At 37.0% G+C, this 25,350-nt stretch carries 23 protein-coding genes, 13 tRNA genes, 3 rRNA genes and 1 riboswitch; of the genes, 33 read left to right on the top strand and 6 right to left on the bottom strand.

Annotation, left to right across the window (positions count from 1 at the left end; translation table 11 throughout):
- Nucleotide 1: 1 nt before the first annotated feature.
- The 6 genes from RBQ61_RS14165 to RBQ61_RS14140 all read left to right on the top strand — a co-directional run bounded on the left by RBQ61_RS14165 (nt 2) and on the right by RBQ61_RS14140 (nt 3,633).
- Entirely contained in the window at nt 2-274 is a 273-nt protein-coding gene (locus RBQ61_RS14165) for a hypothetical protein (protein WP_308137873.1), read from the top strand.
- A gap of 11 nt (nt 275-285) precedes the next feature.
- The gene (locus RBQ61_RS14160) at nt 286-690 is read left to right on the top strand and encodes a biotin/lipoyl-containing protein (protein WP_308137872.1); all 405 of its coding nucleotides are present in this window, start codon (nt 286-288) and stop codon (nt 688-690) included.
- Nucleotides 691-822: 132 nt separating this feature from the next.
- The gene (locus RBQ61_RS14155) at nt 823-1,716 is read left to right on the top strand and encodes a DNA-processing protein DprA (protein ID WP_308137871.1); all 894 of its coding nucleotides are present in this window, start codon (nt 823-825) and stop codon (nt 1,714-1,716) included.
- Nucleotides 1,717-1,750: 34 nt separating this feature from the next.
- Nucleotides 1,751-1,830, top strand: a tRNA-Leu gene (locus RBQ61_RS14150).
- Nucleotides 1,831-2,007: 177 nt separating this feature from the next.
- Nucleotides 2,008-2,514 (top strand): GNAT family N-acetyltransferase, encoded by a 507-nt coding sequence (locus RBQ61_RS14145; RefSeq protein ID WP_308137870.1) that lies wholly within the window; start codon nt 2,008-2,010, stop codon nt 2,512-2,514.
- 65 nt (nt 2,515-2,579) lie between these two features.
- Nucleotides 2,580-2,666, top strand: a riboswitch (cyclic di-GMP riboswitch).
- A gap of 97 nt (nt 2,667-2,763) precedes the next feature.
- Entirely contained in the window at nt 2,764-3,633 is an 870-nt protein-coding gene (locus RBQ61_RS14140; protein WP_308137869.1) for a transglutaminase-like domain-containing protein, read from the top strand.
- A gap of 33 nt (nt 3,634-3,666) precedes the next feature.
- On the opposite strand, the gene RBQ61_RS14135 is transcribed toward RBQ61_RS14140, so the two are convergent.
- From RBQ61_RS14135 to RBQ61_RS14110, 6 genes are read right to left on the bottom strand one after another with little or no spacing between them, the layout of a single operon-like run.
- Nucleotides 3,667-4,728 carry a type IV pilus twitching motility protein PilT gene (locus tag RBQ61_RS14135; protein WP_308137868.1) on the bottom strand — a complete coding sequence of 354 codons (1,062 nt, stop codon included), beginning with the start codon at nt 4,726-4,728 and terminating at the stop codon, nt 3,667-3,669.
- 2 nt (nt 4,729-4,730) lie between these two features.
- Nucleotides 4,731-5,228, bottom strand: a complete 498-nt coding sequence (locus RBQ61_RS14130) for a hypothetical protein (protein ID WP_308137867.1) — start codon at nt 5,226-5,228, stop codon at nt 4,731-4,733.
- Between the two features lie 2 nt (nt 5,229-5,230).
- Nucleotides 5,231-5,728, bottom strand: a complete 498-nt coding sequence (locus RBQ61_RS14125) for a hypothetical protein (RefSeq protein ID WP_308137866.1) — start codon at nt 5,726-5,728, stop codon at nt 5,231-5,233.
- Nucleotides 5,729-5,737: 9 nt separating this feature from the next.
- Nucleotides 5,738-6,220, bottom strand: a complete 483-nt coding sequence (locus RBQ61_RS14120; protein WP_308137865.1) for a DUF4860 domain-containing protein — start codon at nt 6,218-6,220, stop codon at nt 5,738-5,740.
- 11 nt (nt 6,221-6,231) lie between these two features.
- The gene (locus tag RBQ61_RS14115; protein ID WP_308137864.1) at nt 6,232-6,531 is read right to left on the bottom strand and encodes a hypothetical protein; all 300 of its coding nucleotides are present in this window, start codon (nt 6,529-6,531) and stop codon (nt 6,232-6,234) included.
- A gap of 12 nt (nt 6,532-6,543) precedes the next feature.
- Nucleotides 6,544-7,593, bottom strand: a complete 1,050-nt coding sequence (locus RBQ61_RS14110) for a type II secretion system F family protein (RefSeq protein ID WP_308137863.1) — start codon at nt 7,591-7,593, stop codon at nt 6,544-6,546.
- A 652-nt stretch (nt 7,594-8,245) separates the two neighbouring features.
- On the opposite strand from RBQ61_RS14110, the gene RBQ61_RS14105 reads away from it, so the two are divergent.
- From RBQ61_RS14105 to hemW, 27 genes are all read left to right on the top strand, one after another.
- Nucleotides 8,246-9,893 (top strand): 16S ribosomal RNA (locus RBQ61_RS14105).
- Between the two features lie 207 nt (nt 9,894-10,100).
- Nucleotides 10,101-13,160: ribosomal RNA gene (locus tag RBQ61_RS14100) — 23S ribosomal RNA — on the top strand.
- A gap of 182 nt (nt 13,161-13,342) precedes the next feature.
- Nucleotides 13,343-13,459: ribosomal RNA gene (gene rrf, locus RBQ61_RS14095) — 5S ribosomal RNA — on the top strand.
- Together the 16S, 23S and 5S rRNA genes with 12 tRNA genes alongside form the textbook arrangement of a ribosomal RNA operon.
- A 3-nt stretch (nt 13,460-13,462) precedes the next feature.
- A tRNA-Asn gene (locus tag RBQ61_RS14090) sits at nt 13,463-13,534 on the top strand.
- Nucleotides 13,535-13,589: 55 nt separating this feature from the next.
- Nucleotides 13,590-13,665, top strand: a tRNA-Met gene (locus RBQ61_RS14085).
- Between the two features lie 11 nt (nt 13,666-13,676).
- Nucleotides 13,677-13,748 (top strand) — tRNA-Glu (locus RBQ61_RS14080).
- Nucleotides 13,749-13,755: 7 nt separating this feature from the next.
- A tRNA-Val gene (locus RBQ61_RS14075) sits at nt 13,756-13,828 on the top strand.
- A 77-nt stretch (nt 13,829-13,905) separates the two neighbouring features.
- Nucleotides 13,906-13,982: transfer RNA gene (locus RBQ61_RS14070), tRNA-Asp, on the top strand.
- 57 nt (nt 13,983-14,039) lie between these two features.
- Nucleotides 14,040-14,112 (top strand) — tRNA-Thr (locus RBQ61_RS14065).
- A gap of 18 nt (nt 14,113-14,130) precedes the next feature.
- Nucleotides 14,131-14,215 (top strand) — tRNA-Tyr (locus RBQ61_RS14060).
- A 2-nt stretch (nt 14,216-14,217) separates the two neighbouring features.
- Nucleotides 14,218-14,292, top strand: a tRNA-Gly gene (locus RBQ61_RS14055).
- 15 nt (nt 14,293-14,307) lie between these two features.
- A tRNA-Gly gene (locus tag RBQ61_RS14050) sits at nt 14,308-14,381 on the top strand.
- Between the two features lie 12 nt (nt 14,382-14,393).
- Nucleotides 14,394-14,470: transfer RNA gene (locus RBQ61_RS14045), tRNA-His, on the top strand.
- Nucleotides 14,471-14,485: 15 nt separating this feature from the next.
- Nucleotides 14,486-14,559: transfer RNA gene (locus tag RBQ61_RS14040), tRNA-Cys, on the top strand.
- A 9-nt stretch (nt 14,560-14,568) separates the two neighbouring features.
- Nucleotides 14,569-14,642, top strand: a tRNA-Arg gene (locus RBQ61_RS14035).
- Between the two features lie 179 nt (nt 14,643-14,821).
- Nucleotides 14,822-15,712, top strand: coding sequence for a PhzF family phenazine biosynthesis protein (locus RBQ61_RS14030; RefSeq protein ID WP_308137862.1), 891 nt, complete (start codon nt 14,822-14,824; stop codon nt 15,710-15,712).
- 42 nt (nt 15,713-15,754) lie between these two features.
- Nucleotides 15,755-15,934 (top strand): 4Fe-4S binding protein, encoded by a 180-nt coding sequence (locus tag RBQ61_RS14025; RefSeq protein WP_308137861.1) that lies wholly within the window; start codon nt 15,755-15,757, stop codon nt 15,932-15,934.
- A gap of 21 nt (nt 15,935-15,955) precedes the next feature.
- On the top strand, nt 15,956-16,156 hold the full coding sequence (locus RBQ61_RS14020) for a hypothetical protein (protein WP_308137860.1): 201 nt from the start codon (nt 15,956-15,958) through the stop codon (nt 16,154-16,156).
- Between the two features lie 167 nt (nt 16,157-16,323).
- Complete coding sequence (locus tag RBQ61_RS14015; protein WP_308137859.1) at nt 16,324-17,364, top strand: tripartite tricarboxylate transporter substrate binding protein; 1,041 nt, start codon at nt 16,324-16,326, stop codon at nt 17,362-17,364.
- Nucleotides 17,365-17,413: 49 nt separating this feature from the next.
- Nucleotides 17,414-17,890, top strand: a complete 477-nt coding sequence (locus tag RBQ61_RS14010; protein WP_308137858.1) for a tripartite tricarboxylate transporter TctB family protein — start codon at nt 17,414-17,416, stop codon at nt 17,888-17,890.
- 12 nt (nt 17,891-17,902) lie between these two features.
- Nucleotides 17,903-19,378 (top strand): tripartite tricarboxylate transporter permease, encoded by a 1,476-nt coding sequence (locus RBQ61_RS14005; protein ID WP_308137857.1) that lies wholly within the window; start codon nt 17,903-17,905, stop codon nt 19,376-19,378.
- Between the two features lie 41 nt (nt 19,379-19,419).
- The gene (aroD, locus tag RBQ61_RS14000) at nt 19,420-20,181 is read left to right on the top strand and encodes a type I 3-dehydroquinate dehydratase (protein WP_308137856.1); all 762 of its coding nucleotides are present in this window, start codon (nt 19,420-19,422) and stop codon (nt 20,179-20,181) included.
- Between the two features lie 123 nt (nt 20,182-20,304).
- On the top strand, nt 20,305-20,724 hold the full coding sequence (locus RBQ61_RS13995; protein WP_308137855.1) for an OsmC family protein: 420 nt from the start codon (nt 20,305-20,307) through the stop codon (nt 20,722-20,724).
- 132 nt (nt 20,725-20,856) lie between these two features.
- Nucleotides 20,857-21,831, top strand: a complete 975-nt coding sequence (prmA, locus tag RBQ61_RS13990; RefSeq protein ID WP_308137854.1) for a 50S ribosomal protein L11 methyltransferase — start codon at nt 20,857-20,859, stop codon at nt 21,829-21,831.
- Nucleotides 21,832-21,841: 10 nt separating this feature from the next.
- Nucleotides 21,842-22,579 (top strand): 16S rRNA (uracil(1498)-N(3))-methyltransferase, encoded by a 738-nt coding sequence (locus tag RBQ61_RS13985; RefSeq protein WP_308137853.1) that lies wholly within the window; start codon nt 21,842-21,844, stop codon nt 22,577-22,579.
- Nucleotides 22,580-22,807: 228 nt separating this feature from the next.
- On the top strand, nt 22,808-24,022 hold the full coding sequence (locus tag RBQ61_RS13980; protein WP_308140126.1) for a dicarboxylate/amino acid:cation symporter: 1,215 nt from the start codon (nt 22,808-22,810) through the stop codon (nt 24,020-24,022).
- Between the two features lie 109 nt (nt 24,023-24,131).
- On the top strand, nt 24,132-25,271 hold the full coding sequence (gene hemW, locus RBQ61_RS13975; RefSeq protein ID WP_308137852.1) for a radical SAM family heme chaperone HemW: 1,140 nt from the start codon (nt 24,132-24,134) through the stop codon (nt 25,269-25,271).
- Nucleotides 25,272-25,350 lie beyond the last annotated feature (79 nt).

Below are 25,350 nucleotides of genomic sequence, written 5' to 3'. Positions count from 1 at the left end.
GATGAGTTTTTTAAATAAATTATTTAAAAATAAAAATGACGAAAAGTTTGAAATTAATGACCATACTGCTGCAGAAGAAGATGAAATAACAGCAGCAATAGCTGCAGCATTATCATTAATGGACGAAGAAGAAGAGGTTGTTGCTGCCATAACTGCTGCCATTGCATGTATGTTAGGTAAGAGCACTGATGATTTTATTGTAAAAAATATAAAGAGAACTTCTGAAATTGACTCTATATGGGCATTAAGCGGAAGAATTAAGTTAATGAGATAACGGAGGATAAAATGAAAAAATTTAATGTAACTGTAAACGGAAAAGCATATGCAGTAGAAGTTGAGGAGGTTGGTGCAAATCAAGGGGCATTTACATATCAACCTGTACAGCAGCCTGTACAGGTTGAGAAAGAACCTGCCAGCAGGGTTGAACCTGCGCCGCAGGTAGCACCTGTAAAAAAAGTACAATCTGATAGTACAGAAGGTGAAACGATATCAGCTCCAATGCCGGGCACTATACTAGATGTTAAAGTGTCAGAAGGCCAAAGCGTTAAATCCGGAGATATTTTATTTATACTTGAGGCAATGAAAATGGAAAATGAGATAGTATCTCCTAAGGACGGAGTAATAAATAAAATTTATATTTCTAAATCAGCAACGGTTAGCACAGGAGATTCACTGGTAACAATAGGATAAATAATTAAATTTTCTTAACTCTTCTTTTAAAAAGAAGAGTTTTTTTTTGAAGTAATATGTGATAAAATGTAGAAACATGACTATGCTAGGGATTAGGGATAGACCTTACATTATTGAAATAAGGGGAATGAGATGGTAAGCAACGAAGATATAATCAGATTACAGCTGGTTAATGGTTTAGGAAGAAAAACAATAACTAAAATTTTAAGATACATTGAAAACAAGAAAATAAAGTTAAATAACTTTCACGATATAGTAAAGCTGTTGAAGGATATGGGAGTTAAGAGGCTTAAAATTGACCTGGAAAAAATAGAAAGAGATGCATTGGAAATTTTTGAATGCTGTAAAAAAAATAAGATTAAAATTATAGGCATATATGATGAAAGATATCCGAAGAGGCTTAAGACTATAGAAGATAAACCATTAATTCTTTATGTAGATGGTGATCAGAATTTACTTAATCAGGAAAACATCATCGCTATAGTAGGATCAAGGAATCCTTCACAGGAGGGATACGAAGTCAGTTCAATCTTTGCAGAGAGACTTACAGAGGAGCAGTGCTGCATAGTAAGTGGTTTTGCATCAGGTTGTGACGAGTCTGCTCATAATGGATGTCTACAAGCCAGAGGAAAAACAATAGCAGTTATACCTTCAGGGCATCTTCATGTAATTAAGAATAACAAAGTTTTGTATAATATGATAATTATAAACGGCGGCGCAATAGTATCAGAGCTGCCTCCAAACGCAAAGACAGAAAAACATGCCTTTATAGATAGAAATAGGATTGTTGCTGCTCTCTCTGACGGAATAATTGTGATAGAAGGAGGACAGAGAGGAGGAACTTCGCATACTGTTAAATTTGCGAACGCTTATAACAAGCCTGTTGCGTATACAACGAGCTTTTCATTTGCAAAACAAACATCAATATTCAGCAATAATATTGAGATAATAGATAGCTTTGAAAAACTTGTAAATTTTAAAAAAAAATCGTGTAAAAAAAATCTTGACAAAGTAGCAGCGCAGTAGTATAATCAATTTTGTTGCTGACGAAAGCGACTTCGCGGATGTGGCGGAATTGGCAGACGCACTAGACTTAGGATCTAGCGGGATACCGTGGGGGTTCGAGTCCCTTCATCCGCACTAACAGATGAACCTATCAAATTATGGTAGGTTTATTTTTTTACTCTAAATCGTACAAAAACCTCACAAAATTATTTGAATATTAAGTCATAAAAAACAGCCATTCAAAAGAATAACACAATCAACTCCTGTTAACATAATATATTACAAGAAATAAATTATGGAGTGAGGTAAGAAATGAATATTGTTGTGGAAACTGACAGGTTAATTATAAAAGAATTTGAGGAAGCAGATGTTCCAAGCCTTTATAAAATAGAAAGTGATAAGAAAATTATTGAATTTTTACCGTGGGTTAAATTAAGTAATGAAAAAGAATGCCGAAGGCAGATAAAGAAATATATAAATGAATATAAAAAAAACAAATTGAACAGCTGGGCGGTAGCAATAAAAGAAACAGGTGAAATAATTGGTATAACACGTTTAATATATTCAAATAAAATAAAAGGAGTCGAACTGGGAACAAAAATTCTACCAGAATACTGGAATAAGGGATATGCATCTGAATTAAGCAGAGCAATTGTTGATTATGGATTATATGAATTGGGAATTGATGAAATTACGGCGGTAACGGATATAAATAATGTAGGAGCCATAAAATCACTGATAAATATGGGCATGCAACTTAAGAAGTACGGCTATTATAATGGAACAGAGGCTGCGTTTTATAGCATAAAAAGAGAATAGTAAATATAACGTCATATATTCAACTATTTTGTTGACAAACATATGAGGGTATGATACTATTAACTTAATTAAATAGGCAAAATTTTCTAAAGGAAATGGCGCAAAGCTATAGGGTCTAACCCATGAAAATGGTATGACAGCCAGTTGCTGTACGTTGGTACATTTATGATTGTTAGCTTTGCTGTCTCCAGCAAAGCTTTTTCTATGCCATTGAATATGAAAAGGCCTACATACAGGAGTTGACGAGCTATGAAAATATTAAGAATATTGATTATTTCATTGATTATGATAATTGCTTTTTCATCTGCTGCATATGGTGAAGATTTGTACAAAGGATCAAAATCGGAAATTGATGTATCGGATTCTGCTGATGGCTATATAAAAGTAAGATATTTAGATGAAACTACAAAAAAGCTTAAGGTAATAATTGAAAAAGAATCTGAGCAATATACATATGACTTAAACAATAAAGGAGAATATGATACATTTCCACTTCAGATGGGAGACGGAAAGTATAAGATCAAAGTGTTTGAAAACATTAGTTCAAACAAATATGCTACGAAACAGACCATAAGTATTGATGTTAAGTTAACTGATCCAAATGCTCCATATTTAGTATCAAATCAAATGGTGAATTATTCAGACGAATCTGACACTGCAAAAAAAGCAGAGGAGCTTACTGAAGGGAAAGCAACAGATATAGAAAAAGTAGATGTTATATATGATTATGTAATTTCAAACATTGTATACGACAACGATAAGGCAAAGACAGTAAAGAGCGGGTATCTTCCTGTTCCGGATGAGATACTTAAAAGTAATAAGGGTATATGCTTTGATTATTCGTCTGTAATGGCAGCCATGCTTCGATCACAATCAATTCCTACAAAGCTTGTAACTGGGTATTCGTCAAATTTAAGCGCATACCACGCTTGGAATGAAGTTTATACAGAAGAAACAGGGTGGATAACCTTAAATGAGATGTATTTTGACGGAGAACATTGGAAGCTTATGGATTCGACAATTGCTTCGACAGCGAAACAATCCAATAGTCCTAGGGTTATAGAACAGACGAACAAACTAATAGATTCAAAATATTACACAAAAAAATATGAATATTAAATGCATGGGAGGGCGTAAGCCCTCCCTGAATTTTTATATTAATTTTCTTGCCATTGCATCTGGATCCATGGCATAGAGCAAGGCATTCTCCTTTGTTATCATTCCGCTTCTATATAACTCTAAAATACTTGTATCCATAGATTTCATTCCTTTTCCGTCCAAAGAATAAATGACACTGTTTAGTTGATGCACTTTAGAGTCTCTAATTAAATTTGAAACAGCATTATTAACTACCATAACTTCAAATGCAGCAGCTCTGCCTAAAACAGGAGAAGGAATCAAGTGCTGGGATATTACAGCTCTTAGCTGCATTGACAGTTGTATTCGTATTTGCTGCTGTTGGTTAGAAGGGAATACGTCTATTATTCTATCCATAGTATTTGCGGCTCCTGTTGTGTGAAGGGTTGAAAGAACAAGGTGCCCTGTTTCAGCTGCTGTAAGAGCAATTTCTATAGTCTGCAGATCTCGCATTTCACCGATAAGCATTACATCAGGGGCTTGCCGAAGTGCAGAGCGAAGGGCGGATACATAGTCTTTAGAGTCTGTAGTTATTTCCCTTTGACTTACTATAGATTTTTTGTGCTTATGTATAAATTCAATTGGATCTTCAAATGTCATTATGTGGCAGTTGCGTTCACTGTTTATTTTGTCGATTATGCATGCAAGAGTAGTAGATTTACCGCTGCCTGCCGGCCCTGTTATTAAAATCAGTCCTTTGGTCTTTGTGTATAAGTTCATTACATCATCAGGTATACCTAATTTTTTTGGATCAGGAAGATCAAAAAAAACAGACCGTATAACAGCTGCATATGAATTTCTCTGCATGTATGCACTTACTCTGAATCTTCCGAGCTTTGGTACAGAAAATGAAAAATCAGCATCTCCGATATTATATAATTCATCAATGTTATCTTTTTTTGCTATTTTAAAGACTTCATAAATAATTACATAAGTATCTTCTGCAGTCAGAGGAATATCATCAGCCGAAACAATTTCTCCCATTATTTTATAAGAAAGAGGTATTCCTGCTATAATAAAAATATCCGAAGCTTTTTTTTCAATAGCATATTTAAAAATATCTATAATTTTCTTCATGTTTATTCAAATCCTTCCCATAGGTTGTAGTTTTCTTCTTCGTAAGCCGGCAGCTCAATTGATGATAATTTCCATTTTTCAATATAATAATTTGGCTGCTGAGTGCTTTCATCGAAGCTAATGACTAATGTTACACAGATTTTTTGATTTTTTTCACCAATTGATTCATAATAAATTCTCGCTGAATCATTAGTTTGATCAACTATTGAGATGTTATTAACTTGATCAAGTAAAAGTACAGCATCAGATATATTCTCTATGTCTTTATCTGAAATAAGCGTATCATATATTTCAGCCAGCTTTTCCTCAGCATTTCCGTGAACCTTATAGTAATCAAAGTTCATTTCAGCTGTTTTTTTTGACAATTTTAAATCAGAATAAGCAGTTGTAAATGATAATACGGAAAAAATTGTAAGGCATAAAGAGACAAATATAATTACTATGAGAGATCCTCCCATACCAATTGATACACTGGAAGATTTATGTTTTCTGTTTTCCACAGCTACCTCCTTACATCGTTAAGCGGGAAGAATTTCTTGGTTTCGATTTTATATACGACTGTACTATTGTGCTCCCTGTCAATAAATGGATATGGTTTTGATTTTAGAGCGGTTATTACAATATCTTTTAGAATTCCCGAGCTTCTGTGTGAACTGCTGATTTCAATCATTATGCTGTATTCACTGTCATGCTCTGAACATGCAGTCCAGGTATTACTTAAATAGTTTATATAACTTATGTTATTGCCATTTGATTTAATTGCATTGAAGTTACTATCCATATAATCGTTCATTTCATCTATGTTATTAGAAGACTTAATAATTTCTGCAGTTGATTGTATTATATTACCGGCTGTAACCATATCATTTGCTTTTAATTGGGTAAATTTTGCTGCTGCAAAGCAGTTTAAGATTATTACTCCGGATACGGCGAATATTAATATGGATATAATTATTTCAACCAGAGATAATTCTAAGTTTATAGAGACCTTGTTTTTCATTTTAACCTCTTATTCAGAATATAAATTTATTATAAGTTCAGAAGTTTTATCATTTTCAGATGTAGTAAACTTGTACAAATCACTAGAAAGTTTTTCTATTTCGAAGTTTTCTACATCCATTATCCTCATTCCGTCATCAGGATTAAATTTCATGCCTGCATCTGTAAACATTTCGTAAATGCTGTTATCATAATAATAAATCCATGTTTCGTAATTTTCTGTATCATATGTTTCAGTTATGACTATTGCATTATTGCCATTTATATCTTCAATACGGATATTGCCGTTCTCGTCATTTTGACGTATTTTATTTGAAACATATGACAAAGAAACTCTTTTTGTATAATTAGAGTTCCTATTGCAATTAATACCCAAGTATACATCTTTTCCAAGCAATATAATCATTACTGATAAAATAACAATCATCAGGAAAAGAAGCATAATAAAAACAAATTGAAACGAAAATTTATTTGAATTTTTTTCTTTAATCATTTAGCTCTTCCTTATTTTAAATATATTTCTATATCAGGCATTATATTTGAAGCAAAAATAGAGTAGCTTATTACATACTTGTTATGATCAATAATTAATCCGTATTCATTTTCCAGATACGTAATATCAGGTGGATAAAATCCTTCAATTGCGTAACACTGAACAGCACTTCTCTTAATCGCATCTGCTAATATGTCGTACTTTTCCTTTTCAGCTGAACTATGAACATTTTCAACAGAATTATAAAAATAGCAGATAAAAAAAATAATAAAAATTATTGTAAAGATTTTTAATTTAATATTTTTCAACATAGAAATCCTTTCTTAAGCAATTGAAGACATTATATTCATTAAAGGAAGCATGACAGAAATCAATATAAATCCGATTACAATGCACAAGGTACCTACAAGAACTGGTTCTATCAACGAAACCGCTCTATTTATAGATTGATCTGCTTCAGATTCGTATATGTTTGTAAGTTTTCTCATTACAACGTCCATTTCTCCTGTTCGCTGACCCATATTGAGCATTTGTAAATGCATGCTCGAAAACAATGATAATTTTGAAACTGATTCAACAAAGTCATTTCCCGAACTTAAATAATCACTGCATTTTTTGATTTTGCTTTTTAGTTCGAGTTCTTGTACTATGTCGAGAAGTGTGTTAATTGAATTTTCAACATTCATTCCGCTTGATAACAGCAAAGACATGCTTGAAGCAAATCTGTAAGCAGTAATTTTTTTCATTATTGATTTTGAAAAGACAAAATTATTTAAAAGTTTATTTAAAATTGTTTTTCCGCTGTCTGTACGGGAGAGTATGTATGCAACAGCAATTAATATCATTGATGCGAGCACAGTAATTAAGACAACCTTACCTATAATGACACCTGTTGAAAAAGATATTGCAAACGAGTTTTTAGTATATCCTAGCTCTTGGATCATGCTTTCAAATATTGGAAATATTTTTGTGACAAGAATAATAATTACAAAAGACATCATAATAAACAGCATTAAGGGATAAAATACAGAATTTCGTATCTTTGATTTTAAATACGATTCTCTATCATAGTATTCTGCTAAAGCGTTTAATACATCATCCAACCGCCCTGTCATACTTCCTATCTGACACATATTTATTATATATGGAGGAAAGCAACCGGAATTTTCCATTGCCTTATACAAAGGAACCTTGCCAGAAAGTTCGGATCTTAACAAGCCAAGAACCTGCTTAATATTTCCATCTTCCATGTCAGTGTACATCCAGTTGATACCGTCAGAAATCAGCATTCCCGATTTCAATATCATTGCAACCTGAGTACAAAAATAAGATAATTCAGATGAAGAAAGATTATTAACTGATGCGTTTTTCATATATCCACCATCCTGTATAATTTGTAGCATTTAAATAATTATATTATAATTAGGTTTTAAACTCAACAATATTATCTATAATTTTACATAATTCGTTAAAATTCTCATAAATATTGAAATTTATAATGATAAGCATATGTTTTGAATGAAACATTAGCCGGTGACTTCATATAATAGATTTGTTCGCTAACAATTAAGCTACAAAAGTCCAAATATAAAAGGAAAACTAAAAAGATAAAAAGGGGATTGACAAAGGCAATCAAGTAAGCTACAATTATTAAGCACTTCGAATTTGGAACACATAGACTGAATATAAGATAAAAAAATATAGAAAAAACAGTTGACATCGAATTCGAGTTATGCTAAACTAACAAAGCTGTCGATGAGGACGGCAAACAAAATGAAAAACATACTTGACATTAGTTGTTAAATATGATAAGATTTCATTCCGGTTTATAAAGATTTGGAAATAAAAAAACAGTTGACAACATTGATGAGATGTGATAAACTACTTAAGCTGTCGCAAAAAACAGCGAAGAACCTAGACAATAAAACAGCATAAGAAACCTTTGAGAGTTCAAAGAAAAAAAGAACTAAAGAACCAAAGTAAAGAAAGACAAAGATAAGCTAAGCGCTATCTTGAGCAAGAATATAAAACGAGAGTTTGATCCTGGCTCAGGACGAACGCTGGCGGCGTGCCTAACACATGCAAGTCGAACGAGATTTACTTTTTCACTGAGAGCTCGAACATCTACATCAAGCACAAAAGTGTATAATATAATAAGATGTAGAAAAACAGTGAGTTGCACATTTGTGCTTCACGCTAAATCCAAGAGACAACACACTTGAAATTCGAGAGCTAAGTGAAAAGGTAAATCTAGTGGCGGACGGGTGAGTAACGCGTGAACAATCTGCCCTGTACAAAGGAATAGCCTCGGGAAACCGGGATTAAAACCATATAACACTTGATGACCGCATGGTCGATGAGTCAAATCGTTAGAGGTATAGGATGAGTTCGCGTCTGATTAGCTAGTTGGTGGGGTAAAGGCCTACCAAGGCGACGATCAGTAGCCGGCCTGAGAGGGTGAACGGCCACACTGGAACTGAGACACGGTCCAGACTCCTACGGGAGGCAGCAGTGGGGAATATTGCACAATGGGGGAAACCCTGATGCAGCGACGCCGCGTGAGTGAAGAAGGTTTTCGGATCGTAAAACTCTGTCCTTGGTGAAGAAAAAAATGACAGTAGCCAAGGAGGAAGCCCCGGCTAACTACGTGCCAGCAGCCGCGGTAATACGTAGGGGCGAGCGTTGTCCGGATTTACTGGGCGTAAAGGGTGAGTAGGCGGTAGTATGTGTCAGATGTAAAAGGCTAAGGCTTAACCATAGTTAGCATTTGAAACTGTATTACTTGAGTGCAGGAGAGGTAAGCGGAATTCCTAGTGTAGCGGTGAAATGCGTAGATATTAGGAGGAACACCAGTGGCGAAGGCGGCTTACTGGACTGTAACTGACGCTGAGTCACGAAAGCGTGGGTAGCAAACAGGATTAGATACCCTGGTAGTCCACGCTGTAAACGATGAGTGCTAGGTGTTGGCCAGCGATGGTCAGTGCCGAAGTAAACACAATAAGCACTCCGCCTGGGGAGTACGGTCGCAAGACTGAAACTCAAAGGAATTGACGGGGACCCGCACAAGCAGCGGAGCATGTGGTTTAATTCGAAGCAACGCGAAGAACCTTACCAAGGCTTGACATCCCCTTGACCAGTGCAGAGATGTGCTCTCTTCTTCGGAAGCAAGGGAGACAGGTGGTGCATGGTTGTCGTCAGCTCGTGTCGTGAGATGTTGGGTTAAGTCCCGCAACGAGCGCAACCCTTATCCTTAGTTGCCAGCAGGTAAAGCTGGGCACTCTAAAGAGACTGCCGATGATAAATCGGAGGAAGGTGGGGATGACGTCAAATCATCATGCCCCTTATGTCTTGGGCTACACACGTGCTACAATGGTCGGTACAAAGGGAAGCGAAAGAGCAATCCGGAGCAAATCCCAATAAACCGATCCCAGTTCGGATTGTAGGCTGCAACTCGCCTACATGAAGTCGGAGTTGCTAGTAATCGCGAATCAGAATGTCGCGGTGAATGCGTTCCCGGGTCTTGTACACACCGCCCGTCACACCATGGAAGTTGGTAATACCCGAAGTCGCTGAGCTAACCGCAAGGAGGCAGGCGCCGAAGGTAGGATCAATGACTGGGGTGAAGTCGTAACAAGGTAGCCGTATCGGAAGGTGCGGCTGGATCACCTCCTTTCTAAGGAGAACTAAAGGACTTATGCTGTTTTATTGCTTGCTTTAAATAAAAGTAAAGCAAGACTGAAGGATACAGTATAAAACCACAGAACTTTGAAAATTGCATAGGAAAATGAAAAGAGAAGACATTAGTTAAATTCAAATTTTAAATAAAACAAATACAATTTAACCAAAACAAAATGTTATGAAGACATAACAATGACAAACAGGTCAAGATAGAAAGGGCTAAGGGCGAATGCCTTGGCACTGGGAGCCGAAGAAGGACGTGGCAAACTACGAAATGCTGCGGGGAGGCGTAAGCAGCCGATAATCCGCAGATATCCGAATGAGGAAACTCACATAAGGTAAACCTTATGTATCATACAGTGAATAAATAGCTGTATGAGGGGAACGAGGGGAACTGAAACATCTAAGTACCCTTAGGAAGAGAAAATAAAAAATGATTCCGTAAGTAGCGGCGAGCGAAAGCGGAAGAGCCCAAACCAAGTAGAAATACTTGGGGTTGAGGACATATCAAAGAGACAGAAAACTGTAGCCGAAGAGAGCTGGAAAGCTCCTCCAAAGAATGTGATAGACACGTAAGCAAAACAGTTTGAAGCGAGGATATGATCCAGAGTACCACGGGACACGAGGAATCTTGTGGGAAGCAGGGAGGACCACCTCCCAAGGCTAAATACTACCCAGTGACCGATAGAGAACAGTACCGTGAGGGAAAGGTGAAAAGAACCCCGGGAGGAGTGAAAAAGAACCTGAAACCCTGAGCCTAAAAACAGTGGAAGCACAAAAGTGTGACCGCGTACTTTTTGTAGAACGGGCCAACGAGTTACAATATGCAGCAAGGTTAATAACCAAAGGTTAGGAGCCGAAGAGAAATCGAGTCTGAAAAGGGCGAAAGTTGTATGTTGTAGACCCGAAACCGGGTGACCTATCCATGTGCAGGTTGAAGCTAGAGTAAAATCTGGTGGAGGACCGAACCCATTAGCGTTTAAAAGCTACGGGATGACGTGTGGATAGCGGTGAAATTCCAATCGAACCCGGAGATAGCTGGTTCTCCTCGAAATAGCTTTAGGGCTAGCCTCAAGTAAGTATAGTGGGGGTAGAGCACTGAATGGTCTAGGGGCGTTATACGTTACCAAAACCTATCAAACTCCGAATACCATATATATGTTGCTAGGGAGTCAGACTATGTGAGATAAGTTTCATAGTCAAAAGGGAAACAGCCCAGATCACCAACTAAGGTCCCAAAATATAGATTAAGTGGAAAAGGATGTAAAACTACACAGACAACCAGGATGTTGGCTTAGAAGCAGCCATTCATTAAAAGAGTGCGTAATAGCTCACTGGTCGAGTGGTTTTGCGCCGAAGATGTCCGGGGCTAAAATCTATTACCGAAGTTGTGGGATGTCGTAAAGCTCTTCATCTGTTCAATGAAACGATAACTGAGGACATCTCAGTTCAAAATCCTTCATTAATTAAAATAGATAAAAAGGAAGGATTTTGAAAAGCTCTAACGGGGCTAAAATCAAAATTGAGCGAATGAAGAGATTTACGACATCGGTAGAGGAGCATTGTGTACGGATAGAAGCACTACCGAAAGGAGTCGTGGACTGTACAGAAGAGAGAATGTTGGCATGAGTAGCGAAAGGTGAGTGAGAATCTCACCCATCGAAAGCCTAAGGATTCCTGAGGAAGGCTCGTCCACTCAGGGTAAGTCGGGACCTAAGCCGAGGCCAAAAGGCGTAGGCGATGGACAACTGGTTGAAATTCCAGTACCACCTTTAAGCGTTTGAGAAATGGGGTGACACAGGAGGGTAAGCTGGCGCACAGCTGGAAAAGTGCGTCTAAGTAAGTAGGGAGACGATACAGGCAAATCCGTAACGTCAATCCTGAGATACGAATGGGAGCGAAAATAAGTAGTGAAGCAGCTGAGCCCACACTGTCAAGAAAAGCCTCTATCGAGCAAGAAGGTGCCCGTACCGTAAACCGACACAGGTAGGCAAGGAGAGAATCCAAAGATGAGCGGAAGAACTATTGTTAAGGAACTAGGCAAAATGACCCCGTAACTTCGGGAGAAGGGGTGCCCTTCAGAGTGAAGACAGAACTGTTGGAGCTTAGAAGGGCCACAGAAAACAGGCCCAAGCGACTGTTTACCAAAAACACAGGTATCTGCTAAATCGAAAGATGAAGTATAGGTGCTGACACCTGCCCGGTGCTGGAAGGTTAAGGGGAGAAGTCATCGAAAGAGAAGCTTTGAACTTAAGCCCCAGTAAACGGCGGCCGTAACTATAACGGTCCTAAGGTAGCGAAATTCCTTGTCGGGTAAGTTCCGACCCGCACGAAAGGTGTAACGATTTGGGCACTGTCTCAACAATAGATCCGGTGAAATTGTAGTACTCGTGAAGATGCGAGTTACCCGCGGCAGGACGGAAAGACCCCATGGAGCTTTACTGCAGGCTGACATTGGAATTCGGTAGCAATTGTACAGAATAGGTGGGAGGCAGAGAAATCGGTACGCCAGTATCGGTGGAGCCAACGTTGGGATACCACTCTATTGTTACTGAATTTCTAACATGATACCGTGAACCGGTATATGGACACTGTCAGTTGGGCAGTTTGACTGGGGCGGTCGCCTCCGAAAGAGTAACGGAGGCGCTCAAAGGTTCCCTCAGCACGGTCGGAAATCGTGCGAAGAGTGTAAAGGCAGAAGGGAGCTTGACTGCGAGAGAGACATCTCGAGCAGGAACGAAAGTTGGACTTAGTGATCCGGTGGCACCGAGTGGAAAGGCCATCGCTTAACGGATAAAAGCTACCCTGGGGATAACAGGCTTATCTCCCCAAGAGTCCACATCGACGGGGAGGTTTGGCACCTCGATGTCGGCTCGTCTCATCCTGGGGCTGAAGCAGGTCCCAAGGGTTGGGCTGTTCGCCCATTAAAGAGGCACGCGAGCTGGGTTCAGAACGTCGTGAGACAGTTCGGTCCCTATCCGCCGTGGGCGCAGGAAATTTGAAGGGAGCTGTTCCTAGTACGAGAGGACCGGAATGGACAGACCGCCGGTGCATCAGTTGTCACGCCAGTGGCATAGCTGAGTAGCTGAGTCTGGATTAGATAAGCGCTGAAAGCATCTAAGCGCGAAACTAGCCCTAAGATAAGATTTCCCATCACGCAAGTGAGTAAGACCCCCGATATGTTAACGGGTTGATAGGTTGCATGTGTAAGTGCAGCAATGCATTCAGCTGAGCAATACTAATAGGTCGAGGTCTTGACCTCAAAGATGCCCTAACCCAATTTTTTCGACTAAAAGGAGAAAAAAATTGAAGGTAGGTCATTCGCAACGAATTCCCAATTTATGCGACGCAAGGAGCAAGTAAATTGGTGAATGAGACTGCGCAAAAATGTCTAATCTAAAAATTCCTATGCGATTTTGAAAGTTCTGAAAGAACTTTTATATATCTGGTGACAATAGCGAAGAGGACACACCCGTACCCATCTCGAACACGGAAGTTAAGCTCTTCAGCGCTGATGATACTTGGCGGGCAACTGCCTGGGAAAGTAAGACGTCGCCGGGTTATTCCGAGGTAGCTCAATGGTGGAGCAACCGGCTGTTAACCGGTAGGTCGTGGGTTCGAGCCCCACCCTCGGAGTCAGTAATAAGCATGATAATAGGGCCATATATGAAGCTTTGGCAAGAATTATCGTCGCGGGATAGAGCAGTTGGAAGCTCGTCGGGCTCATAACCCGGAGGCCGTTGGTTCGAATCCAGCTCCCGCTACCAAAAAATATGATGGCCCTATGGTCAAGCGGTTAAGACACCGCCCTTTCACGGCGATAACCCGGGTTCGAGTCCCGGTAGGGTCATAAATATGGAAGCTTAGCTCAGTTGGGAGAGCATCTGCCTTACAAGCAGGGGGTCATAGGTTCGAGCCCTATAGTTTCCACTTAAGTCCTAACTTCATTAATCAGAGTTTTCTGAAGAATGTTTGGTAGGTCAAATGCAGTGATTAACTGCAAAAGCGGCCTGGTAGTTCAGTTGGTTAGAATGCCAGCCTGTCACGCTGGAGGTCGAGGGTTCGAGCCCCTTCCAGGTCGCCATTTTAAAAAAGAAGTATAGCCGAAGAGGTAAATTATTGGCGTAATATAATTATATATGCTGGTGTAGCTCAATTGGTAGAGCAACTGACTTGTAATCAGTAGGTTAGGGGTTCAAGTCCTCCCACCAGCTTTGTAACATTAAAAATAAGGAAGAGTTCCCGAGTGGCTAAAGGGGACGGACTGTAAATCCGTTGGCACCGCCTTCATTGGTTCGAATCCAATCTCTTCCACCATTGCGGAAGTGGCTCAGTGGTAGAGCATCGCCTTGCCAAGGCGAGGGTCGCGAGTTCGAATCTCGTCTTCCGCTCCAATATAAATTTATTTTGCGGGTGTAGCTCAATGGTAGAGCCCCAGCCTTCCAAGCTGGTCGCGAGGGTCCGATTCCCTTCACCCGCTCCAAATTATATTTTGGTGGATATGGCCTAGTTGGTTAGGGCGCCAGATTGTGGCTCTGGAGGTCGTGGGTTCGAATCCCACTATTCACCCCAAAAACTTAATATTAAGGCGCTATAGCCAAGTGGTAAGGCACAGGTCTGCAACACCTAGATCTCCAGTTCAAATCTGGATGGCGCCTCCAAAATATCTTGCACCGTTAGCTCAGTTGGATAGAGTGTTCGGCTACGAACCGAAAGGTCGTGGGTTCGAATCCCTCACGGTGCATTTGATTTTAGCAAATAAAAGTAATCCTATCTTATGCTGATAGGATTTTTTTATTTAAAATATTACCGACATAAAAGTTTGTGAGGAAAATAATGGTGAAACAAATATTAAATCATGGTATAATAAAATTATTGACTACATAATATTTTAAGATTATCTATGCGGAAAGGATGATTTAAATGAAATTTAGTATTGTTGATGCATTTACAGACAGGCTGTTCGGGGGAAATCCTGCAGGAATTGTGATGCTTCCGGATGGAGCGGATTTTCCTTCAGATGAAATTATGATTAAGACAGCGGCGGAACTTAGATATTCAGAAACGGCATTTATTAAAAAATTGGGAAATGAAACATTTAATATAAGGTATTTTACGCCTGTGTCGGAAGTTGATTTATGCGGTCATGCTACAATAGCTTCCTTTCATGCATTACTCAATCAAGGAATAATCAAACCGGGTAAATATATAAATATAACTTTGGCAGGGGAATTGGAAATTATGGCAGATAACGACTTAATATTGATGGATATGGCATATCCTAAGATATTTGATACAATTTTCTCCGAAGAAGATATAAATGAGCTTTACAGCGTTATGGGACTTGATTCAAGGGCACAGGGAATATGTAGTAAATATTCTGATATTGAATTGATTCCTAAAAAGGTATCTACAGGACTAATAGATATTATGCTGCCTGTAAAAAATGAAAATGAACTTGAAAAGATTAATCCTGATTTGGAATCTCTTACCTCGTTGTCTGAAAAGCATAAGGTGGTCGGAGTCCACGCGTTTACAGTTAACTCTGATGATGGAAAAATTCATTCAAGAAATTTTGCACCATTGTATGGAATAGATGAAGAAGCTGCAACCGGGACATCAAATGGAGCATTGACCTATTATTTATATGATTATGGTATTATCAGATTAGATAGTTTAAATAACATTGTTCAAGGAGAAAAGCTTGAAAGACCTTCAAGAATAGTTACTCAGATCATATTGGAAAATGGGAATGAAAAGATAAGAGTAGGAGGCTCAGCCGTTATCCTTGCAACAGGTAAAATAAACATTTAGTTTGGATACAGTTAAATATCGGATACCACAGTGGAGATTTTTATGAAATATAAGATAAATACAGAAAAATGTAAAATGTGCAGGATGTGCTTCAGAACAAGATGCAAGGCGCTGAAATTTGAAGAAAAAGTTATTATTGATTCAGACAAATGCAATGGATGTGGGATGTGCTATAACTTATGTCCAGCTAATGCAATTATTATGATTGATGAAGGAAAATAAAATTACTAGGAGGCTGTATAAATGATTACCAAAGATATGACAACGTTGGATATAGTTGAAAAGTATCCGAAAACAGAAAAAATTTTTCATGAATATGACGAGATTACTGGAAAATGCCTGCTTTGCAACAACTTGTTTGATACTGTTGAAGTTATTGCTGCGAATTATGAATTGAATTTGGCGGAAATGTTAGACAGATTGAATAGTGCAGATTTTAAATAAATAATTATAACAATGAGAATCTGTCAAAAGGCAGATTTTCTAGATTTGCTATTTTTTTAATAAAACTGTCCTTAAGGGCTTTCGATTAAACAGTCATATTTATCCCATCTGTACCATATGATATGCTTTTTATAACTATAAATTTATACAGAGTAATTGGAGGAAATATGAAAAAAATATTAGCGGAATTGTTAATTATTATCATGATGCTTTTATTACTGACAGGATGTATGCATGAACCAAATAATGAGCAACTTGCTCCATGTGAGGAAGAAGATACTCCTGCTTTTCCTGAACATGATATAAAAGGCGTTGTTCAGTGGGGTGCAGGGGGAGGAACAGATTCATTGATGAGACCTCTTGCTTCCATTGCAGAAAAGATACTTGGTAAAAGCATTGTAGTTCAGAACAAGCCAGGAGCAACAGGAGCTATTGCAACACAGTATGTATACGAACAAAAAAGCGATGGATATACACTGCTGATGGGAGCTGAAAATCCTCAGCTTTATACAATATTGGGTATATCGGAACTTACATACGCAGATTTTGAGCCGGTATTTGTTATTGGTGATGAAAAGGTTGGAATTATTGTAAAGAAAGGTTCAAAATATTTAACATTTACAGAGCTCATAGATGATGCTTTAGCTAACCCGGGTAAGATAAATATTGCAACAACCGGTGTGGGAGGTATGCCATGGTCTGTAAGTGCATTTATTACGGCTATAACAGGAGCAGAGTTTAATCAGATACCATTTGATAGCGATGCGTCAGCATTGGCAGCAGTTCTAGGAGGTCATGCAGATTTTACAATTTGTAAAGTACAATCGGGTATAGAATCATATAAGGCAGGGTATATCGAATATCTGACATTATTATCGACTGAAAGTGTAGGCGTTCTTCCTGAAGTTCCATTAGTAACCGAAGAATATCCGGATTTTTCTGATTATTTACCATGGGGGCCTTTCTATGGTATATTTGTTAATAATGGGACTCCTCAAGAGAAAATTGATGTATTAAGTGCTGCATTTTCGGAAGCGTTTAATGATTTAGAGTACGTAAACCTGATGGAAGAATTAAACATAAGCCCATTAGGGTTGACAGGTGATGAAGCAAAAGAATATCTTGAGAGATGGCAAAAAGATACTGCGGAAGCATTTTATAAGAGTGGAACAATAGATAAATCTCCGGGAGAACTTGGAATAAATTAGATTTCAATCGATCCTCGTATGATTTTCAATATATTAAGGATGTGAGTTAATGTCAAGTAAGATTAAACCGGGGGAAACAGTTTTTTTGTTTATGCTGTTAGGAATAGGGACAGGTGCATTTATTGAGTCTATAAACATGTATATGAATGATCCTGCTCCTTCATCATATGGAGCACTGCCTTTGTTTTTAAGCAGTATAATAGTTTTATTTATGATAAAAATAATTTTTTTTGAATCTAATAAAACAGTTTCTGAAAGTGAGAATTTTGTTCTGAAAGAGAAATTTAAGCTTGCTGTCGAATATATTTTCACCAAAGATATATTGTTAATGTTATTGATGCTTATAGGCTATTGTCTGCTGCTTGTTTTAGGAGTCGGATTTGAACTTGTAACTCCGATATTTTTATTTACATCGATGAGTTACTTAATGAATGGCAAGTATTTACAAAGCCTTATTTTTACAGTTGTTGTAATGGCTTTCATTCTTATTATATTCAATACAATTTTTCAGGTTATTCTGCCATAAGGAGGATAAGATATGGATTCAAATGTAATTTATATGTTGGCGCCTTTTGAGGATCCAATTCTTACAGCGCTTGTGGCAGTCGGTGTTTTTTTAGGTATCTACATAGGTTCTATACCTGGATTGTCAGGAACTATGGCGGTCTCCCTTCTTGTATCTTTTACTTTCGGATGGGAAACAAAAAGCGCATTAGCACTTATGATTGGAATATTCACAGGAGCAGTATATGGAGGCTCCAGATCAGCAATACTATTGAATATCCCTGGGGCTCCTGCAGCTGTTGCGACAAGCTTTGACGGCTATCCGCTTGCAAAAAAGGGCTTGGCAGGTCAGGCCATGGGTGTTGCTACAGTACAGTCGGTTCTTGGAGGAATAGTAGGAATAATAGTTTTAGTATTTTTTGCGCCAATTGTATCAGATTTTGTGTTAATATTTGCTCCTAGAGATTATATGCTTCTTGCATTCATGGGAATGATGCTGGTTGGAAGTCTTGGATCAAAGACTTTATCCAGAGGAATTGTTGCCGCTGCAGTTGGAGTGCTGTTGGGTACAATTGGAATGGACCCGATAAGTGCACAGCACAGGTTCACATTTGGAAATACTTATCTGCTTGCTGGAGTGAATTATATTACTGCAATGATAGGTCTTTTTGGAATATCTGAGGTGTTTGTACAAATAAGACAAAAAGACACTCCGATTATAAAGCAGAGGGTTGATAGGATATTACCATCATTTTTTTCAATTAAAAAGTATCTGCCATTAACAGTAAGGTCATCAATCGTGGGAGTTATTGTCGGAGCGCTTCCCGGCGCTGGCGGAGATATTGCAGCGTTAGTTGCTTACGATCAGGCAAAAAGAACCGTTAAGAATACGGAGGTTCCTTTTGGAGAAGGGGCAGTAGAAGGTATAGTTGCTCCGGAATCTGCAAATAACGCAGCAATAAGCGGGGCATTTATACCAATGCTTACAATGGGAATACCTGGTGATGCGGTTACTGCCGTAATACTTGGAGCTTTATACATTCATGGACTAAGGCCAGGGCCCATGCTTATGACAGAAACGCCGGATTTATTTTATATAATCGTAAGCTTTTTGCTTATATCAAATATATTTTTATTAATATTCGGTTTAACAGGGGTAAAAATATTTACAAAAATAGTTGAAATACCTAAAGGAATACTTCTTCCTATCATAATAATTCTGTCGATTGTAGGTTCATATGCGGTTAATAACAATCTATATGATATATTTTGGATGACAGCATTTGGTGTTATGGGATATTTCTTTAAAATGTATGACTTTCCGGTTGCTCCTACGGTACTTGGAATTATACTGGCTGACTTAATTGAAACGAATTATAGAAGAGCTGTTATATCCTCAGGTTCTATTATTGGTCTTATTGGAAGTATATTTACAAGTCCGATTTCAATGTTTCTGCTGGCAATAATTGTTTTATCGTTTATTGTTCAAACAAAGCAATTTATGCAGTAGCAAACTAAACGAGAACCCAAAAAGTAAAGGAGATGAACTTATTGAAAAACATAGAAATTAGAGGTGTAAAAATAGGTGAAGGAATGCCTAAAATAATAATACCATTGGTTGAAAGTACCGAAACGGAAATAATTCAAAAGTTAAAAAGTTTTAAGGAATTAAAATATGACGCTGTTGAGTGGAGAGCGGATTTTTTTGATGAGGTTCTCAATTTTGAAAAAGTAACAGAAGTACTGAGCGAAATAAGAAATTTGATACCAGATAAAATTGTATTTTTTACATATAGGACGAAAAAGGAAGGAGGGAACAAAGAAATATCTGTTGAAAATTACTGCGCACTAAATAAGGCTGTGGCTGAGACAGGTGATGCAGATATAATAGATGTGGAAATTTTCATAGGATATGAAGAAGCTGAAAGAAACATAAATAATATTCACTCCTGCAATGTACTTGTGGTTGCTTCAAATCATGACTTTTACAAGACACCTGATAAGGATGACATAATTTCACGAATGTGTAAAATGCAGGATGTTGGTGCTGATATACTAAAAATTGCTGTAATGCCTCAAAGTCCGGAGGATTTGCTGACTTTGATGTCTGCTACATACGAAATGAGACAAAAATATACAAATAAACCCATAATAACTATGTCAATGGGAGCCTTAGGAATGATGAGCAGACTGGCAGGAGAAATTTTCGGTTCTGCATTTACATTTGGAGCTGTAGGAGAGACATCAGCTCCAGGGCAGATACCTGCAGATCAGCTACATACAGTTATTAGCATTATACATCAAAATATATAAAATAAAAACTAAGAGGATTATTTTAAATCAAAGGTGCTGACATTTATACTTTAAGAAAATTAATTTTAAAAAAGAATTTTAATGCTATATAATTAAGACAATTACAAAATTTAGGAGATTTAAATGGAAAAGACGAAAATAAATGCTAATCTAAAAGGAAACATGGCTTTTGAAATGAAGATAAACGGCCATACTGTAATAACGGATACGGTCTTTGAAAACGGAGGAAATAATTTAGGCCCCAGTCCAAAGGCATTGTTATTGGCGGGTCTTATTGGATGTTCAGGAATAGATATAATGACTATTGTTAAAAAAATGAGGCTCGATGTTAAGGATGTTCATGTTGAAATTGAGGCTGAATCTAGAGATGAGGATCCGAAAATATATAATTATATTAAAATTATTTATAAATTTATAGGAACCAATCTCGAATATAAAAAACTTGAAAGAGCTGTTAAACTTTCACTTGAAAAATATTGCGGGGTTGCAGCAATGCTTGAAAAGGCTGTTCCTATTTCATATGAAATACAAATTATTGAGTAATAGAATATTTATGTCACCACATAAGTAATTGTAAAGCACTGTATCTGTTCAACGGTGCTTTTTCATTGATAAAATACTATAATTAGATTATAATAAATAATGCTGTAAAATTTTGTTTATTTGGGAGGAATAATGAACTGGACTGAGGTTTCCATATATACAACAACAAATGGAATAGAAATAATAAATGGCGCTTTGATAAAATTAGGAATAAATGATGCGGTTATAGAAGATGCTGGAGTTTTTGAAGATTTTTTAAATAATGACACATTGAATTGGGACTATTATGATGAAGAGCTTGCTGAAATGAAAAATTGTGAAAGCTGTATAAAGGTATATTTAGCGGATAATAGTCAGGGAATGGAACTTTTTAGAAAAGTAGAAAAATACATTGAAGATTTAAAGAAAGAAAGCAATGAAATTGATATGGGCAGACTGGAAATAGCTACAAGGATTTTAAATGATGAGGACTGGGCTAACAACTGGAAACAGTATTTTAAACCTTTTTCTGTTTCAAATAAAATAATCATAAAGCCTTCATGGGAAAAACTTGACGAATCTGCAGAAGAAAAAATTGTTCTTAATATTGATCCAGGCATGAGTTTTGGGACAGGTCAGCATCATACTACAAGGCTTTGTATTGAGCAGATAATTAAGCATCTTAATGATGGCGATGAAGTGCTGGATATGGGATGCGGAAGCGGAATACTTTCCATAGCATCTTTGCTTCTTGGAGCTGTTAAGGCAACAGGTGTGGATATAGATGAAAATGCAGTTAGAATTGCTAAAGAAAATGCCGAATTAAATAACATTTATGAAGACAGGTTTGATGTTCTTTGCGGTGATGTAACCGATGATAAAAATCTGCAGGATGCAATAGGATACAACAAGTATGATATTCTTGAAATAAATATTATTGCTCAGATTATAATGGGTATGAGTTTCACATTCCCAAAATTTTTGAAAAAAGGAGGACTTGTAATAGCATCTGGTATTATAAAAAAATATGTTGGTGATGTTGTAGAAAACTTTAAATCTTTAGGATTTCAAATACTAGAGATAAATGATAGCGAAGAATGGGTATGTGTAACAGCTCAACTAAGATAGTGAGGTAAATATGTTCAGATATTTTTGTGCTGATGACAATATAAAAAATAATACTGTCAAAGTAACAGGCGGAGATGCAAGACATTTAAAAACCATACTTCGTGCAAAAGAAGGGGATAATATATCCTTAGTTACTGAAAGCAGTGAGTATGATGCGAAAATAATTGAAATTAATCAGGAAAACATAATTTGCGAGATTATAGAAGAAAAAAATACAAATAATGAAACAAAAATAAATGTTACTTTGTGCCAGGGGATACCAAAGCAAACCAAAATGGAAGATATTATTCAGCAGAATGTTGAATTGGGAGTGAAAAGTTTCATACCTTTGATGACTGAAAGAACAGTGGTAAAACTTAATGACAAAGATAGGGAACAAAAAAAGCTTGAAAGATGGCGAAAAATTGCCAAAGAGTCTTCTAAGCAGAGCAAGCGCAATATAATTCCTACAGTAGAAGATATAGTTAATGTCAAGGAGCTGCTTGAAAGGTTAAAAGAAGAAAATGCTGAGATAATTGTTCCATATGAGCTTGAAGACATGAAACTATTGAAGGATGTATTGTCTGTGCCTAAAGAAAATTATTACATAATAATAGGGCCTGAAGGGGGATTTGATATTAAGGAAATAGAAATGTTCAAGGAAGCTGGTGCGCATATAGTTACTCTTGGAAAAAGAATACTGAGAACAGAAACCGCAGGAATTGTTACCGCTTCAGTTATAATGTATGCATGTAATGAAATGTCTTAGCTGCCATCACAGGCAGCTTTTTTTAATAGAATTAGGAGAATTAGGGAAAATTTTTACTGGTAAATGGGATTCGATTAAAAGTATAACGCATTTAATATTAAGTATGGTATATATATGTAATACAAAGAAAAAAACATGTATTTGTTAAAAATACAGAGAGACAAAACGAAGAAACTAATGTATAATATAAATACATTTTATTAAAAGGAGGAATTTAGAATGAAAAAAATGCAATTAACAACCAAAATTTTCATTGGCTTGGCTTTGGGTATACTTGCAGGAATTATTTTTCAATCAAATCCCGAAATTGCTAAGTCATACATCAAGCCTTTCGGTACATTATTTTTAAACCTTATTAAACTTTCAATAGTACCGCTGGTATTTTCTTCGCTTGTAGTTGGTGCATGCAGTATGGATGATGTCAGAAAGCTTGGGAGAATAGGCGGAAAGACTGTGGCATTTTATATGTTAACCACCGCGTTTGCTGTTACAATCGGACTTATTTTAGCAAATATTTCGAACGTAGGCGGAGATTTTAGCATACCGGCAGATCTGGAGTTTGAAATTTCTGCAGCTCCAAGTATTACTGAAACATTATTGAACATTATTCCTTCAAATCCTTTAAATGCTTTAGTAGAAGGAAAGATGCTTCAAATTATAGCGTTTGCATTGATTATTGGGGCAGGAATCATAGGTATTGGCGAAAAGGGTAAGATTTTATTTAATTTCTTTGATGCATTTGCTGAAGTAATGTACAAAATAATTGGCAAAATAATGGAGTTTGCTCCTATAGGAGTTTTTGCGCTTATTACTCCCGTAGTTGCTGAAAACGGACCTGCAGTATTGCTTCCGCTTCTTAAGCTGATTATTGCTGTATATATTGGATGTGCTTTGCATGCACTGCTTACATATTCATCGGTGGTAAGTATTTTTGCAAAAATTAGTCCTCTGAAATTTTTCAAGGGAGCTGCTCCTGCGATGATGTTTTCTTATTCAACTGCCAGCAGCTCGGGAACTCTTCCAATTACGATGAAGTCTGTAGAAGAAAATCTTGGCGTTTCAAAGTCAATATCAAGCTTTGTTCTGCCTTTGGGAGCTACCATTAATATGGATGGAACAGCTATATACCAAGGTATATGTGCAATTTTTATAGCAAATATTTATGGGCTTGATTTGTCAATCAGCGCCCAGCTTACAATAATTTTAACAGCCACACTTGCATCAATAGGAACAGCCGGAGTTCCAGGAGCAGGTATGATAATGCTTGGCATGGTTCTTCAATCTGTTGGGCTCCCTATCGAAGGAGTTGCGTTGATAGCAGGAGTTGACAGAATTCTCGATATGATGAGAACAATGATTAACGTTACAGGTGATGCTGCATGTTCGGTAGTTATTGCTTCAACAGAAGGAGAATTGAACAAGGAAGTCGTTGCAAGTAAATAACCAATATCAAAAAAATTGAACAAATGCGTAAATAATGATATAATCGGAGCTGGAAACAGCTCCTTTATATTTTTATAACAGGTGCAAAAAAATTATGATATGAGGCAGTATGAAAAAACTAGGAATATATATACATATTCCGTTTTGTAGGCAAAAATGCAATTATTGCGATTTTTACTCTATGAAATGGAACGATGAGTCAGAAAAGAAATATATAAAGGCGTTAACTAATGAAATAAAAACTCAAGGCAAGGAATTAAAAGATAACTATATTGCGAACACTATTTATTTTGGAGGTGGAACGCCTACTATTATTAAGCATGAAAATATAAAAGAAATAATTGATAGCATTTGTGAAACAATGGAAATTGACAAATGCGCAGAAATCAGCATAGAAGCAAATCCCAACACCTTGACATTGGAGAATCTCAATGCATATAGGGACATGGGGATAAACAGGCTTAGCATTGGAATTCAGTCGTTGAACGATGAAATTTTAAGACAAATAGGAAGAATACATAACAGTGCAGAGGCATTGGATGCTATTGATAGAGCGTTAGAAAGCGGATTTGAAAACATAAATGCTGATGTTATGTTCAATATTCCTGGTCAGAATGTTTGTGACATAGAAGAAACTATCACAAAAATAATAAACAGAGGTGTGAAGCATATCTCATTTTATTCTCTAAAACTTGAAAAAGGTACACCTATGTACAACATGGAAAAAATAAATAAAATTATAATGCCTGATGAGGAATCAGAGCGTGAAATGTATTATGCAGGAAGAAAAATTATGGAAAGCAATAATATGTTTCAATATGAAATTTCTAATTTTTCCAATAGAGGTTATGAATGCAGGCACAACCTAAAATACTGGGAACAGGAGGAATATGTAGGTTTTGGACCGTCTGCTCATTCATTTATTAATAGTATAAGGTACAGCAATCCTCCAGATTTGAAATCATATTGTGAAAACGGACTTTCAAATAATTATGAAAGAATAATTCACGAAAAATTAAGTGATCAGGATCGGATGTTTGAATATATCATGCTTAGGTTGAGATTAACGGAAGGTTTAAATTTAGATGAATTTAACAATAAGTTTGGTATAAGCTTTGAAAAAGCTTTTAAAGTTCAGATAGAGAGAATGATAAATAATCTATTAATGGAATACAGCGGAAGAAATGTACGGCTTACAGAAAAGGGAATGGATATTTCAAACTATGTGATAGAAGAATTTTTACCGTAAATAAAGATTGTAAGGTTTGGACATAAAAGATTTCGATGTAAAAACAAGAGTAATTTTGCGCTGCTGTGTGACATAGATC

Origin of the sequence: Sedimentibacter sp. MB35-C1 (assembly GCF_030913635.1) — a bacterium.
Classification (GTDB): domain Bacteria; phylum Bacillota; class Clostridia; order Tissierellales; family Sedimentibacteraceae; genus Sedimentibacter.
This window is presented reverse-complemented; position numbering and strand designations above follow the sequence as displayed.